Genomic DNA, 14,476 nt, shown 5'->3' with positions numbered 1-14,476 from the left:
CCCCGACTGGCAGACTGCGGTCGCCTTGAGAAAAGTGCGTCCTTGCCAACTTGTATCCCAAGAAATACGATCCAACATGATCGACTTCGTGCAGTCACGACCGTTTGCCGATTGGCTTCACTCACTCAAGGACACCATCGGAAAAGCTCGCCTGATCGCCAGACTTCGAGCTGCCGAACATGGGAATTTCGGTGATTGCGCAGCCGTAGGTGAAACGGTCTATGAAATGCGCGTTCATTACGGACCCGGTTACAGGATGTACTTCACTCGTAAAGGTGAAAGGTTCTATCTGCTGTTGGCAGGTGGTGACAAGTCGACGCAACAACGCGACATCAAACGCGCTCAACAGATAGCGCAAAACATCGGTGGTGAGGAGTAAATCATGGCCGAACAATTCACCCGTTTTGACGCAGCCGATTTTCTCAAAACACCAGAGGAAATGGCGGCGTACCTGGATGCCTGCTTTGAAGAAGATGCCGGTGACGGCGTGTTGGTTCGCGCGGCACTCAATGACATTGCCCGGGCAAAAGGCATGACGCAGGTTGCCCGAGAGGCTGGCCTGGGTCGTGAGAGCCTGTACAAAGCCTTGGGCAGCTCTGGCAACCCGGAATTCGCGACTATCATGAAGGTGATGAAGGCCTTGGGTCTCAAGCTGCATGCCACCGCAGCCTGATGTGCTGCGACACCACACCGCACAGCGGCTTTTTACTTATGGCCACCGATCAGGCTAAATACCCCCCTGATCGCCCACCCCACCGGATCTGCCTCATGTCCCGACAACGGCTAGCATTTGCCTGGATCGCCTGCTTTGCAGTGCTGTTCAATATGCTTGCCATGCCGATGTCCGGTGCGATGGCTCAAGGAACCGGTCAGTCGCCCGCCGAGCAGTTGCTGTGGGGCAGTTTCTGTTCTTCCGGCGGCACGAAGCTGGTGGCGATATCCCTGGGCAAGCTTGAGCAAAATGCCCCACAGAATGACGACCATTCGAACATGCAGCATTGCTGGTGCTGTTCGGGCTCAGCGCCGCTGGTTGCGTTGCCGGGCCATGTCCCGCAGCTGTATTTCACGCGTTTGGAGGCCAATCGCAGCCTGCCTCCACCAACCCTCGACAGCCCCACCCCGCGCCAGCAATGGCCGAGTCTCAATCCCCGTGCTTCTCCTCTAGTCTGATTAGCGTCGCAATTGATCTGCGTGTTTAATCGTTCTGGAGAACTGCCATGTTGAAGAAACTTATCGTTCTGGCCGCCTTGCTGGTGCCTGCCTGCTTTGCCAATGCCCACGACTACGCCGCTGGCGAGATCCACATCGCTCACCCGTGGTCGCAAGAACTGCCGCCCAATGCCCCCACCGTGGCGGCCTATTTTGTGATCCACAACAATGGCAAAACTGCCGACCGCCTGCTCAGTGTGGCCTCGCCGATCTCGGGCAAAGCCGAACTGCACGAGCATGTGAAACAGGGCGACCTGATGAAAATGCAGCAAGTGCCGAGCGTCGAGATCCCCGCGGGCGGCGACCTGACCTTTGCCCCGATGGCCTATCACGTGATGTTGCTGGAGCTCAAGGACCGCAGCCTGCTGAGCGACGGCAAGCGTTTCCCGCTGACCCTGCATTTCGAAAAATCCGGGGACGTGACGGTTGACGTCACCGTGCAGAAAAAAGCCCCGGACGGAATGCCAGAGCACGCCCACGCCCAGTAATCACAGCCTGAACTCCCCGTGAACGCAGGGCGCTCGCCCGGCGTCAGGCGATCCGTGCCGCCCCGACACTCCCTGAGAGTCAAACGCGGCAGCTGGATCAGCCTGTTCGCCATGCTGATGATCTTTATCGGTCCACTGATTTCTCAGTCGATGCCGATGGATCAGCGCATGCCGATGTCCATGAGCCATTCGATGGACATGCGCACGGACGAGCCCGGCTGCCACGCCACTTCACAGCCAACCGCCCAACACACCAAGGTCCAGAGCGAACGGCATGTGCTCTGGGAGAAGTGCGGCTATTGCAGCCTGCTCTTCAACTGCCCGGCGCTGCCTGGCAGCCTGTCGTTTGCAACGTTCGACACCCCACCCGCCAGCCCTTTCATCAGCCCTTCTCCCCGCCTAGGCCACGCCCGGCAAACGGTCTTTCCCGGTGCTCGCAGCCGCGCCCCTCCCATCGTCGCGTAACACCCCGCACACCACCTCACACAGCCGACTGTTGAAAAAACAGCCGTAGGCTACCGGCTGTGTTGTTTACGACTGATTGATGGAAGTTTTATGTCCAGGTTTTCTGCTGACACCCGTTTCAACGCGACACCTGCACCCTTTGCCCTGAACGCACCTCGTGCCCGCTTCAAACACGCCACTGCGGTTTTGTGCGGCGCCCTGCTGACGCCATTCGCCTTGGCGGCCGAGCAACCGGTTGACCACAGCCAGCACACCGAAGAACTGAGCCCGACGGTGATCACCGCCATCGCGCCCAGCTCGCCACTGACCATCGTCACCAACCCCAAGGACCCGCGCCAACCAGTGCCGGCCAGCGACGGTGGTGACTACCTCAAGACCATTCCCGGCTTCGCCCTCGTGCGCAACGGCGGCACCAACGGTGACCCGGTGCTGCGCGGCATGTTCGGTTCACGCCTGAACATCCTCACCAATGGCGGCATGGTGCTCGGCGCCTGCCCTGGCCGGATGGACGCCCCGACCTCGTACATATCACCGGAAACCTACGACAAGCTGACGGTGATCAAAGGTCCGCAAACCGTACTCTGGGGCCCCGGTGCCTCGGCCGGCACCATCCTGTTTGACCGAGAACCGGAAAGCTTCGGCGAGCTGGGGACACGGGTCAACGCCAGCATGCTGGCGGGCTCCAACGGGCGTTTCGACAAACTCGTCGACGCCGCTGCCGGCGGCCCGTTGGGCTACGTGCGGGTGATCGGCAACACCGCCCATTCCGACGATTACCGCGACGGCAACAACGACACCGTGCCGTCACGCTACGACAAGTGGAACGGCGATGTGGCCGTCGGCTGGACCCCGGACGCCGACACCCTGCTGGAACTCACCGCCGGCAAGGGCGACGGCGAAGCCCGCTCTGCCGGGCGCGGCATGGACGGTTCGCAGTTCAAGCGTGAAAGCCTGGGGCTGCGGTTCGAGCGCTCGAACATCGGCGATGTCCTGGACAAGGTCGAAGCGCAGGTCTACTACAACTACGCCGACCATGTGATGGATAACTACACCCTGCGCAAACCGTCCGGCACCGGGATGATGGCCGGGCCAATGGCCTCCAACGTCGACCGTCGAACCCTCGGCGCACGGATCAAGGCCACCTGGCATTGGGCCGATGTGCAACTGATCAGCGGTCTCGACGCCCAGACCAACGAACATCGAAAGCGCGCAGCCATGGGTATCGATGCCTACAAGGAAGTGCCACGCGAGAAGGACGCCGACTTCCACAACTACGGCGTCTTCGGCGAACTGACCTGGTATGCCGCCGACCGCGACCGACTGATCACCGGCGCCCGTCTGGACCGGGCTTCGGCCAAGGACTTTCGTCAGACCATCGGCTCCGGGATGATGGCCCGCGCCAACCCGACAGCCGACGAAACCCGTGCCGACACCCTGCCCAGTGGTTTTGTGCGGTATGAGCACGACCTGGCGGACAGCCCGACCACCCTCTACGCAGGCCTGGGCCATGCGCAACGCTTCCCGGATTACTGGGAGCTGTTCTCGCCCAAGTCCGGCCCGGCCGGTTCGGTCAATGCCTTCGATTCGATCAAGCCTGAAAAAACCACTCAGCTAGACTTCGGCCTGCAATACAAAACCCAGGATCTGGAAGCCTGGGCCTCGGGATACGTCGGCCAGGTACGCGACTACATCCTGTTCAATTACACGCCAGGGAAGATGGGCATGACCTCTCAGGCTCAGAACATCGACGCCCGGATCATGGGTGGCGAACTCGGTGCGGCCTACAAGCTGACCCCCAACTGGAAAGCCGACGCGACCCTGGCCTACGCCTGGGGCAAGAACAGCAGTGATGGCAAGGCGTTGCCGCAAATGCCGCCGCTGGATGCGCGATTCGGCCTGACCTACAGCGAAGACAACTGGAGCGCGGGCGCCTTGTGGCGAGTGGTCGCGGCGCAGAACCGTATCGACCAGAACAAGGGCAACGTGGTCGGCAAGGACTATGAGAAGAGTTCGGGCTTCGGCGTGTTCTCGCTCAACGGTGCCTACCGGATCAACAAGAACTGGAAGGTCAGCAGCGGCGTCGACAACCTCTTTGGCAAGGCCTACGCCGAGCACTTGAACCTGGCCGGCAACGCCGGGTTCGGCTACCCGGCCAATGACCCGCAAGCCATCAACGAACCAGGGCGCACGCTCTGGACCAAGGTGGACATGAGCTTCTAAAAAAGCATCGTCGGAACACCGCCCGAAGCGAGCCAGCTCCGGGCGGCGTCCCGACGATCGGTTGCACAGCAACCGCAAAAAAATAACGACACAATCGCCTAGCGGAGTGCTTTTTGATGAGCCAACCGAAACCAAGCTTCTACAACCTGGCGTGGCGCTGGCATTTTTATGCCGGGCTGTTCGTCGCTCCTTTCATGGTGATGCTGGCACTGACCGGCATCATTTACCTGTTCAAACCGCAACTCGATCCGCTGATGTACGGCGAGCTGCTGAACGTCCCGGCCGGGCATCACCGCCTTAGTGCCGACGAGCAATTGAAGCGCGTGCAAGCGGCTTACCCACAAGGTCACATCAGCCAGTACCTGCCGCCGGTCAATGCCGAACGCAGTGCGCAATTCGTCGTGAAAAACGCCGGCAGCGAACTGAACGTATTCGTCGATCCCTACCATGGCGACATCCTTGGCGAGCAGGATGCGAAGAGCAATCTGCAAGCCATCGCCCGGGCCATTCATGGCGAACTGATGATCGGCACCGTCGGTGATCGCCTCGTGGAGTTGGCCGCCAGTTGGGGCGTGGTGCTGGTGGTGTCCGGGGTATTTCTCTGGTGGCCACGCGGCAGAACCGGCGCCGGTATTCTTTGGCCACGGCTGAACGCTCGCGGGCGGTTGCTATGGCGTGACTTGCACGCAGTGACCGGGTTCTGGGGCGCGGCGCTGCTACTGGTGATGCTGCTCAGCGGTATGACCTGGACCGGGTTCTGGGGCAAGCAATACGCTGACCTCTGGAACCGTTTTCCGGTGGCCATGTGGAACGATGTGCCCAAGTCTGACGAAGAAGCCCGCAGCCTCAACAGCGCAACGCGCCAGACCGTGCCGTGGGCGATGGAAAACACGCCGATGCCGATGTCCGGCGATCACGCCGAACACATGGCCCACAGCGCACCATCGACCGGCCCGGCCGCACCGACCATCAGCCTGCAGGACGTGCAGGACATCGCCACCCAGCGCAAGGTCGAGCCCGGTTACAGCATCACGTTCCCGACCACCGCCAGCGGCGTGTTCACGATTGCGGTGTTCGCCGACGACCCACGCAACGACGCCACCCTGCACGTTGACCAATACACCGCAAAGGTCCTGGCCGATGTGCGCTGGCAGCACTACAGCACCGTTGCCCGCGCCACGGAAGTCGGCGTGATGTTGCATGAGGGCAAGATGTTTGGCGCGTTCAATCAGATTGTCGTGTTGTTGATCTGCCTGATGATTCTGCTCAGCGCCGTCAGCGGCGTGGTGATCTGGTGGAAACGCCGTCCTCAGGGCCGGATGGGTGTACCGCCGCTGCGTCATGACTTGCCGACCTGGAAAACCGGGGTCGTCATCATGCTCGCGCTGGCGGTGATATTCCCGTTGGTGGCTGCCTCGCTGATCGTGGTGTGGCTGCTGGACCGAGTGCTGCTGTCGCGCTTGAACCGCCAGCCTGAATCGGCCTCATCTTCATCCTGAATACAGCGAGATGCATGATGCTGCAGCTGGCGCTGTAGAATGCCCGGCCAACGCGCAGTGGCGGCTCCAGGGCTGTAGTGGCGAGGGAGCTTGCTCCCGCTGGGTCGCGTAGCGGCCCTGACATCAAATTGGGCACCCTCCATTTGATTGTGAAGCAGGCCATTGCGCCTGCTTCGCAGCCGAGCAGGACGGTGCGGCGTTGCGACAAGCGCCCTCGCCACAGGGAACCATCGAAAGGAAATGCATGACCTCGCTGAACCTCACTCACCTCGCCTGGACACCCCTGGGGCACGGCCACTGTCATCACCAGTTCCAACTGCGTGACGCCAGCCTGCATGTGGCCACCGGTGAGTTCGTCGGGTTGATCGGGCCCAACGGCAGCGGCAAGACCAGCCTGTTGCGGTGCGCCTATCGCTTCAGCAAGCCGGAAAGCGGTGAGGTCGCGCTCGATCACCAGAACGTCTGGAAACAGTCCTCGCGCTGGTGCGCTCAACGCATCGCGGTGGTGTTGCAGGAATTCCCCGACGCCTTCGGCCTGACCGTCGTTGAGGTGGTCGCCATGGGCCGCACGCCACACAAGGGCCTGTTCGATGGCGATACGTTGCACGACCGGCGCATTGCGCAACAGGCGCTGGAGTCGGTGGGCCTCAGAGGTTTCGAGGACCACGCTTTCGCGACCCTGTCCGGGGGCGAAAAACAGCGGGTGATCCTCGCCCGCGCCTTGGCGCAACAACCGCAACTGCTGATCCTCGACGAGCCGACCAATCACCTCGACCCACGCTATCAGCTTGAGTTGCTGCAATTGGTCAAACGCCTGCAGATCGGCACCCTGGCGAGCATCCACGACCTGAACCTGGCCGCCGCGTTCTGCGATCGACTGTACGTAATCAACCACGGTCGCATCGTCGCCAGCGGCACGCCAAAGGAAGTACTGACCGCCAGCCTGTTGCGCGAGGTGTTCGGCGTCCAGGCACTGATCGATGAACACCCCTTGTCCGGCTACCCACGAATCACCTGGATTACCCACCCATGACCTTGCGCACCCTGCTCCGCTCCAGCCTCGCCATCGCCCTGCTGCTGGGCACGGCCCAAGCCTTCGCCGAAGCGACTCACTACCCGTTGACGATCCAGAGCTGCAACCGTGAGGTGACCTTCAAGGAGGCGCCGAAACACGCGCTGAGTCACGACATCAACATGACCCAGATGCTGATCTCCCTGGGCCTCAAGCCACGAATGGTCGGCTACAGCGGCATCAGTGGCTGGAAAGCCGTGACACCGGAACTGCGGGTGATCCTCGACGGCCTGCCGGAACTCGCGGCCAAGTACCCGTCGGTGGAAACCCTGCTCAACGCCAACGTCGACTTCTTCTACGCGGGCTGGGATTACGGCATGCGTGTGGGCGGCGACCTGACCCCACAAACCCTCGGGCCGCTGGGGATCAATGTCTATGAACTGACCGAGTCTTGCGCCTTCGTGATGAAGCGCCCGGCGGCCACCCTCGACGACACTTACAACGACCTGCGCAACCTCGGCAAAATCTTCGACGTGCAGGACCGCGCCAACCAGTTGGTTAGCGAAATGCAGGCACGCGTGGCCGACGCTCGCAAAGACCTGCCCACCGAAAAGCCCCGCGTGTTCCTCTACGACAGCGGTGAAGACCGCGCCATGACCTCGGGCCGCCTGGGCATGCCGCAAGCGCTGATCGATGCCGCCGGCGGGCGCAACATTCTCGATGACGTTGAGGCCAGTTGGACGCGGGTGAACTGGGAGAACGTGGTCGAGCGCAATCCGCAGGTGATCGTGATCGTCGACTACGGCGAAGTCACCGCCGGGCAGAAGGAGCAGTTTTTGCTGAACAACAAGGCGCTGCAATCGGTGGACGCGATCAAGAACCAGCGCTTCATCGTCATCCCCTACGTGCAGGCCACGCCGGGGATCGACAACGCGCTGGCGGTAGAAGTGCTGGCCAAGGGTTTCCACGGCGAATGATCAATCGTCGTTACGCCTGGTTGCTCACCGCCCTCGGCGCCCTGCTGCTGGGGTCGTGCGTGGTGTCGCTGGGCTTCGGCGCAGCCAGGGTGCCGGTGGACGTGGTCTGGCGGATTCTGCTGCATAAAGCCCTGGGCATCGGCGAGGTGAACTGGAGCGCCGGGCAGGAACATATCGTCTGGCTGATCCGGGTGCCGCGCATGCTGTTGGGCGCCATGGTGGGCGCCGGGCTGGCACTGATCGGCGCGGTGTTGCAAGCGGTCACGCGCAACCCGCTGGCCGACCCACACTTGCTGGGCGTGACCTCCGGCGCCACCCTCGGCGCGGTGATTGTCGTGCTGCATGTGGGGGAAATCATCGGCCTGCTGACCCTGCCGATTGCCGCGTTTATCGGTGCGTTGCTGAGCATGCTGATCGTGCTCGCCATTGCCAGCCGCCATGGCCGACTGGAGAGTGACCGACTGCTGCTGTGCGGGGTCGCCGTGTCCTTTGTGATGATGGCCATCGCCAACCTGTTGTTGTTTCTCGGTGATCACCGCGCCAGCTCCGCCGTGATGTTCTGGATGCTCGGCGGCCTCGGTCTGGCACGCTGGGAACTGTTGGCCGTGCCGGCCGCCAGCGTGCTGCTCGGGCTGGTGCTACTGGTGGGCATGGCACGCCCGTTGAATGCCCTGATGGCCGGCGAGCAAACCGCCGTGACCCTCGGCCTGAACGCCCGCAACGTGCGCTTGCGGGTGTTCGTGATTGCCTCGTTGATGACCGGCGTGCTGGTGTCCATCAGCGGTTCGATCGGTTTTGTCGGGCTGATGGTGCCGCACATTGCCCGGCGCCTGGTGGGCGCTGAACACCGAAGACTGCTGCCAGTGTGCGTGTTGCTCGGCAGTGTGTTTCTGGTGTGGGTGGATGTCGCGGCGCGAACATTGATCGCTCCGGAAGATTTACCAATCGGAGTCGCCACCGCAGCCATCGGTGGCCTGTTCTTCATCGGTCTGATGCGCCGCCGCTAAGATCGGCGCGATCAATTGTGACGAGAGAGCTTGCTCCCGTTCGAGTGCGAAGCAGTCGCAGATCCAGCGCATGCGTTGTATCTGATGGAATGCGCGATCGCAGGTATTGGGGCCGCTTCGCAGCCCGGCGGGAGCAAGCTCCCTCGCCACAGAGTAAGTGCCCGCCCTTGCTCCAAGGTGGCGCACCACAACGCACCAACACGCCAGAGCTGATCCCCGATGGTGCGCTCGCACACCATAAAACCGCTCTAACCCACCATTTACGTGCCTTTGCCCGACCGGGCACAGCCCTTGCTAAAGCCCCTTCAGTCGTCTGCATCTGCCACCCAGAAAATTCATACGTTCATGGAGATCGCACAATGAAGCGTCGCAGCTTGATCAAGGCTTTCACACTCTCGGCAAGTATTGCCGCGATGGGCATGACCTGGGCCGTCCAGGCCGCCGAGACCATCAAGGTCGGTATCCTGCATTCGTTGTCCGGGACCATGGCGATCTCCGAAACCTCGCTTAAAGACATGGCGCTGATGACCATCGAGGAGATCAACGCAAAGGGCGGCGTGAACGGCAAGATGCTCGAACCGGTGGTAGTCGACCCCGCGTCGAACTGGCCGCTGTTCGCCGAAAAGGGCCGGCAGTTGCTGACCCAAGACAAAGTCGCCGTGGTGTTCGGTTGCTGGACCTCGGTGTCACGTAAATCGGTGTTGCCGGTGTTCGAGGAACTCAATGGCCTGCTGTTCTACCCGGTGCAATACGAAGGCGAAGAGATGTCGCCGAACGTGTTCTACACCGGCGCGGCACCGAACCAACAGGCAATCCCGGCCGTTGAGTACCTGATGAGCGAAGAAGGCGGCAGCGCCAAGCGCTACTTCCTGCTGGGCACCGACTATGTCTACCCGCGCACCACCAACAAAATCCTGCGCTCGTTCCTGCACTCCAAAGGCGTGGCCGACAAAGACATCGAAGAGGTCTACACACCGTTCGGTCACAGCGACTATCAGACCATCGTCGCCAATATCAAAAAGTTCTCGGCTGGCGGCAAGACCGCTGTCATTTCCACGGTCAACGGCGACTCCAACGTGCCGTTCTACAAAGAGCTGGCCAACCAGGGCCTGAAAGCCACCGACGTTCCGGTCGTGGCGTTCTCGGTGGGGGAAGAAGAACTGCGCGGCATCGACACCAAACCCCTGGTGGGCAACCTCGCGGCATGGAACTACTTCGAATCGGTGGAAAACCCGGTGAACGCCAAATTCGTCGCCGACTGGAAGGCCTACGCGAAAAAACACAACCTGCCGGGCGCGGATAAAGCCGTGACCAACGACCCGATGGAGGCCACCTACGTCGGTATCCACATGTGGGCGCAAGCGGCGGAAAAAGCCAAGTCCACCAACGTCGACAAGGTCCGCGAAGCCCTGGCCGGCCAGACCTTCGCCGCGCCGTCGGGCTACACCCTGACCATGGACAAGACCAACCACCACCTGCACAAACCGGTGATGATCGGCGAGATTCAGGCCGATGGTCAGTTCTCGGTGGTGTGGCAAACCGAAGGCCCGATCCGCGCCCAGCCGTGGAGCCCATTCATACCGGGCAACGACAAGAAGCCCGAGTTTGCGGTGAAGAGCAACTGAGGCTGACTTGGGTTTTGGGGATGGGGCTGAGATCTATCCCCCTCACCCTAACCCTCTCCCTCAGGGAGAGGGGGAAAGGGAGCTGATCTCTATGGCTTTCAGAATCTGAGTTCGACGCAAGATTGTCAGGTCGATGTTTGATGACCAAACAACTCGGTCAGTCCCCTCTCCCTCTGGGAGAGGGTTAGGGTGAGGGGCGGATTCAAAGCCGAACACCGCTCCATCGGCCACCGCAAGAAAGGAAACACCACCAATGCCCACTGCCCTTTACCGATTTATCCTCGCCATTGCGCTGCTGTTGCCAATGACCACCCACGCCGGGGACGCCGAAGACTTCCTCGCGGCCAATCCCGTGCAGCAAGCCAAGCTGTTGGAAAGTTGGGCCGCGCAGCCCGATCCGGCCCGTGTTGAACTGATCAACGCCTTGCAACAAGGGCAACTGACCGTTGGCGGCCAAGCCAAAACCCTGCGTTTGAACAACCGCCTGCGAGGTCTGACCGACACCGCACTGGCCAGTCATCAGTTGCTCGCCGCCGACACCAAAACCCGTCTGGCCGCCGCGCAGCAATTACAGAAAAGCGCCAAGCCGGCGCAACTGACATTCCTCGACCGGCAACTGGCAGGCGAAAAAGACGACACCGTTCACGCCGCCCTGAGCCTCGCCCTGGCCAACCTGCAACTGGTGGACAGCGACCCCGCCGTGCGTCTGGCGGCCGTGCGTTTGCTCGGCGAAACCGGCGACCCACTGGCCCGCACCCGCCTCGAAGGTTTGCTCCAGCCTGGCGTCGAAACCGATGACGGCGTGCGCACCGCCGCCGAAACCAGCCTGGCCCAGGTCAAACGCAAATTGCTGGTCGGTGAACTGCTCGGGCAGGCGTTCAGCGGCATGTCGCTGGGCTCGATCCTGCTGCTGGCCGCCCTCGGCCTGGCGATCACCTTCGGCCTGCTGGGGGTGATCAACATGGCCCACGGCGAAATGCTGATGCTCGGCGCCTACTCCACTTACGGGGTGCAGTTACTGTTCCAGCGCTTCGCGCCGCAGGCCATCGAGTTGTATCCGTTGGTGGCGTTGCCGGTGGCGTTTTTTGTCACCGCCAGTATCGGCATGGCGCTGGAGCGCACGGTGATTCGCCACCTCTACGGCCGGCCGCTGGAAACCCTGCTCGCCACCTGGGGCATCAGCCTGATGCTGATTCAGCTTGTTCGGCTGGTGTTCGGCGCGCAGAACGTTGAAGTGGCGAACCCGGCCTGGCTCTCGGGCGGCATTCAGGTGCTGCCCAACCTCGTGCTGCCGTACAACCGCATCGTGATCATCACCTTCGCATTGTGTGTGGTGGTGCTGACCTGGCTGCTGCTGAACAAGACCCGCCTGGGCTTGAACGTGCGCGCGGTCACCCAGAACCGCAACATGGCCGCGTGCTGCGGGGTGCCTACCGGGCGTGTCGACATGCTCGCCTTCGGGCTCGGCTCGGGCATCGCCGGGCTTGGCGGCGTGGCCCTCAGTCAGGTCGGCAACGTCGGCCCGGATCTGGGCCAGAGCTACATCATCGACTCGTTCCTGGTGGTGGTGCTCGGCGGTGTCGGGCAACTGGCCGGCAGCGTGTTTGCCGCGTTCGGCTTAGGGATCGCCAACAAGATTCTGGAACCGCAGATCGGCGCCGTGCTCGGCAAGATCCTGATCCTCGCGCTGATCATTCTGTTCATTCAGAAACGCCCGCAAGGTCTCTTCGCACTCAAGGGACGGGTAATCGACTAAGCGGGGCATGCTCACGCCCATTGACGACCGCGCCACTGCCTCGCTGGCGGCGATACCAAGAAGGAAGGGAAATATGTTTTCCATCAACCACATCAAAGCAAGCCCTGCCGCCATCAAGGCTGCGGCCCTACGGGTTGCGACTGTCGACGCGCCATGCCGCGTTGCGGGTCTTGCCGAAGGAATAACCACCACCTGCGACCCGCGCCTTGCCTGGCACGCCGACAGCCAGCACCGCGGTGCGTCACTGGACGTGAGCACGCCCCGATGAACCAGCCTCTGCTACTCACGGCTACACAAAAGGCCGGGCCCAAGGTCACGATTGCCGCTGGCGCGGTGATCCTCGTCCTGCTGCTGGCGTTGCCGTTGCTGTCATTGTTGCCTGCCGACAGCACGTTTCATGTCTCGGCTTATACGCTGACGCTGACCGGCAAAATCCTTTGCTACGCCATCGTCGCCCTGGCGCTGGACCTGGTCTGGGGTTACGCCGGCCTGCTGTCGCTCGGGCATGGCCTGTTCTTCGCCCTCGGCGGTTACGCCATGGGCATGTACCTGATGCGCCAGGCCTCGGGCGACGGCTTGCCGGCGTTCATGACGTTCCTCTCGTGGACCGAGTTGCCGTGGTACTGGACCGGCACCAGCAGCTTCCTCTGGGCGCTGTGCCTGGTGGTGCTGGCGCCAGGCTTGCTGGCGTTGGTATTCGGTTTCTTCGCGTTCCGCTCGCGGATCAAGGGCGTGTACTTCTCGATCATGACCCAAGCCCTGACCTTCGCCGGGATGCTGCTGTTTTTTCGCAACGAAACCGGGTTTGGCGGCAACAACGGCTTCACCAACTTCCGCACGATTCTGGGCTTCGGCATCACCGAACCAGGCACTCGCGCCGTGCTGTTCTGCGCCACCGTGCTGTTGCTGGTGGCGAGCCTGTTTATCGGCTGGCGGCTGGCACACAGCAAATTCGGTCGGGTGCTGACCGCCCTGCGTGACGCGGAAAACCGCCTGATGTTCTGCGGCTACGACCCGCGAGGTTTCAAGCTGTTCGTCTGGGTCTTGAGCGCGGTGCTGTGTGGCCTGGCCGGGGCGCTGTACGTGCCGCAAGTGGGGATCATCAACCCCAGCGAAATGTCGCCGACCAACTCCATCGAAGCCGCCGTGTGGGTCGCATTGGGCGGGCGCGGCACCTTGATCGGGCCGCTGCTGGGCGCGGGGGTGGTCAACGGCATGAAGAGCTGGTTCACCGTGGCGTTCCCCGAATACTGGCTGTTCTTCCTCGGCGCGCTGTTCATTGTCGTGACCCTGTACCTGCCCAAGGGCATGATCGGTTTGCTGAAAAAGAGAGGTGAGCAATGAGCACCACTGCGACGGCCGAGTTAATGCTTGAGCCTGCCTTTCATCCAGAACTTGAGCCGAACAAGGATGCCGGCAGCAGCCGCGATGCCATCGGTCTCGGTCAATCTGCCGGCGAAGGCCTGAACACGCGCCACGGCACGATCCTCACGCTGGAAGACATCAGCGTCAGCTTCGATGGTTTCAAGGCACTGAACGCTCTGAACCTGTACATCGGCGTCGGCGAACTGCGCTGCATCATCGGCCCCAACGGTGCGGGCAAAACCACGCTGATGGACGTGATCACCGGCAAGACCCGCCCCAGCCATGGCAAGGCCTGGTTCGGTGAAACCCTGGACCTGACACACATGAGCGAAGTGCAGATCGCCCAGGCCGGGATCGGCCGCAAGTTCCAGAAACCGACCGTGTTCGAAGCCTTGAGCGTGTTTGAGAATCTGGAACTGGCGCAGAAAACCGACAAGTCGGTGTGGGCCAGCATGCGGGCGAAATTGAACGGCGAACAGAAAGACCGCATCCGCGAAGTGCTGGAGACCATTCGCCTGAGCCCCTCGGTCCATCGTCCGGCAGGGCTGTTGTCCCACGGGCAGAAGCAGTTTCTGGAAATCGGCATGCTGCTGATGCAGGACCCGCAATTACTGCTGCTCGACGAGCCGGTGGCGGGCATGACCGACGCCGAGACCGAGTTCACCGCCGAGCTGTTCAAGACCCTGGCCGGCAAACATTCGCTGATGGTGGTGGAACACGACATGGGCTTCGTCGGCTCGATTGCCGACCACGTCACGGTGCTGCACCAGGGCAGCGTGCTGGCCGAAGGGTCGCTTGCACAGGTGCAGGACAACGAACGGGTGATCGAGGTGTACCTCGGAAGGTAATTTGT

General features: G+C 61.9%; 15 protein-coding genes. All 15 read left to right on the top strand.

Annotated features, from left to right (window positions below):
- Positions 1-76 precede the first annotated feature (76 nt).
- The 15 genes from AC1Z1G_RS03300 to urtD all read left to right on the top strand — a co-directional run bounded on the left by AC1Z1G_RS03300 (position 77) and on the right by urtD (position 14,471).
- Complete coding sequence (locus AC1Z1G_RS03300) at positions 77-379, top strand: type II toxin-antitoxin system RelE/ParE family toxin (protein ID WP_483624844.1); 303 nt, start codon at positions 77-79, stop codon at positions 377-379.
- 3 nt (positions 380-382) lie between these two features.
- Positions 383-673, top strand: coding sequence for an addiction module antidote protein (locus AC1Z1G_RS03295; RefSeq protein ID WP_483624842.1), 291 nt, complete (start codon positions 383-385; stop codon positions 671-673).
- Between the two features lie 95 nt (positions 674-768).
- Positions 769-1,170 carry a DUF2946 domain-containing protein gene (locus tag AC1Z1G_RS03290; protein WP_483624840.1) on the top strand — a complete coding sequence of 134 codons (402 nt, stop codon included), beginning with the start codon at positions 769-771 and terminating at the stop codon, positions 1,168-1,170.
- Between the two features lie 47 nt (positions 1,171-1,217).
- The gene (locus tag AC1Z1G_RS03285) at positions 1,218-1,697 is read left to right on the top strand and encodes a copper chaperone PCu(A)C (RefSeq protein ID WP_483624838.1); all 480 of its coding nucleotides are present in this window, start codon (positions 1,218-1,220) and stop codon (positions 1,695-1,697) included.
- A gap of 54 nt (positions 1,698-1,751) precedes the next feature.
- Positions 1,752-2,162 (top strand): DUF2946 domain-containing protein, encoded by a 411-nt coding sequence (locus AC1Z1G_RS03280; protein WP_483624836.1) that lies wholly within the window; start codon positions 1,752-1,754, stop codon positions 2,160-2,162.
- A gap of 90 nt (positions 2,163-2,252) precedes the next feature.
- Positions 2,253-4,382 (top strand): TonB-dependent copper receptor, encoded by a 2,130-nt coding sequence (locus AC1Z1G_RS03275; protein ID WP_483624834.1) that lies wholly within the window; start codon positions 2,253-2,255, stop codon positions 4,380-4,382.
- A 116-nt stretch (positions 4,383-4,498) separates the two neighbouring features.
- The gene (locus AC1Z1G_RS03270) at positions 4,499-5,881 is read left to right on the top strand and encodes a PepSY-associated TM helix domain-containing protein (protein WP_483624832.1); all 1,383 of its coding nucleotides are present in this window, start codon (positions 4,499-4,501) and stop codon (positions 5,879-5,881) included.
- A gap of 244 nt (positions 5,882-6,125) precedes the next feature.
- Positions 6,126-6,914 carry an ABC transporter ATP-binding protein gene (locus AC1Z1G_RS03265; protein WP_483624831.1) on the top strand — a complete coding sequence of 263 codons (789 nt, stop codon included), beginning with the start codon at positions 6,126-6,128 and terminating at the stop codon, positions 6,912-6,914.
- Complete coding sequence (locus AC1Z1G_RS03260; protein WP_483624830.1) at positions 6,911-7,870, top strand: ABC transporter substrate-binding protein; 960 nt, start codon at positions 6,911-6,913, stop codon at positions 7,868-7,870. The genes AC1Z1G_RS03265 and AC1Z1G_RS03260 overlap by 4 nt, the downstream gene beginning before the upstream one ends.
- Positions 7,867-8,877 carry a FecCD family ABC transporter permease gene (locus AC1Z1G_RS03255; RefSeq protein ID WP_483624828.1) on the top strand — a complete coding sequence of 337 codons (1,011 nt, stop codon included), beginning with the start codon at positions 7,867-7,869 and terminating at the stop codon, positions 8,875-8,877. Before AC1Z1G_RS03260 ends, AC1Z1G_RS03255 begins: the two co-directional genes overlap by 4 nt.
- A gap of 359 nt (positions 8,878-9,236) precedes the next feature.
- Positions 9,237-10,502, top strand: coding sequence for an urea ABC transporter substrate-binding protein (gene urtA, locus AC1Z1G_RS03250; RefSeq protein ID WP_483624827.1), 1,266 nt, complete (start codon positions 9,237-9,239; stop codon positions 10,500-10,502).
- Between the two features lie 253 nt (positions 10,503-10,755).
- Positions 10,756-12,258 carry an urea ABC transporter permease subunit UrtB gene (gene urtB / locus AC1Z1G_RS03245; RefSeq protein WP_483624825.1) on the top strand — a complete coding sequence of 501 codons (1,503 nt, stop codon included), beginning with the start codon at positions 10,756-10,758 and terminating at the stop codon, positions 12,256-12,258.
- A 73-nt stretch (positions 12,259-12,331) separates the two neighbouring features.
- Complete coding sequence (locus AC1Z1G_RS03240; RefSeq protein ID WP_483624823.1) at positions 12,332-12,526, top strand: hypothetical protein; 195 nt, start codon at positions 12,332-12,334, stop codon at positions 12,524-12,526.
- Positions 12,523-13,602: an urea ABC transporter permease subunit UrtC gene (gene urtC, locus AC1Z1G_RS03235; RefSeq protein WP_483624821.1), complete on the top strand. Its 1,080-nt coding sequence runs from the start codon at positions 12,523-12,525 to the stop codon at positions 13,600-13,602. The genes AC1Z1G_RS03240 and urtC overlap by 4 nt, the downstream gene beginning before the upstream one ends.
- Entirely contained in the window at positions 13,599-14,471 is an 873-nt protein-coding gene (urtD, locus tag AC1Z1G_RS03230; protein WP_483624819.1) for an urea ABC transporter ATP-binding protein UrtD, read from the top strand. Before urtC ends, urtD begins: the two co-directional genes overlap by 4 nt.
- Positions 14,472-14,476: the final 5 nt, after the last annotated feature.

This window comes from Pseudomonas sp. JL27(2026) (genome assembly GCF_056933555.1).
This window is presented reverse-complemented; position numbering and strand designations above follow the sequence as displayed.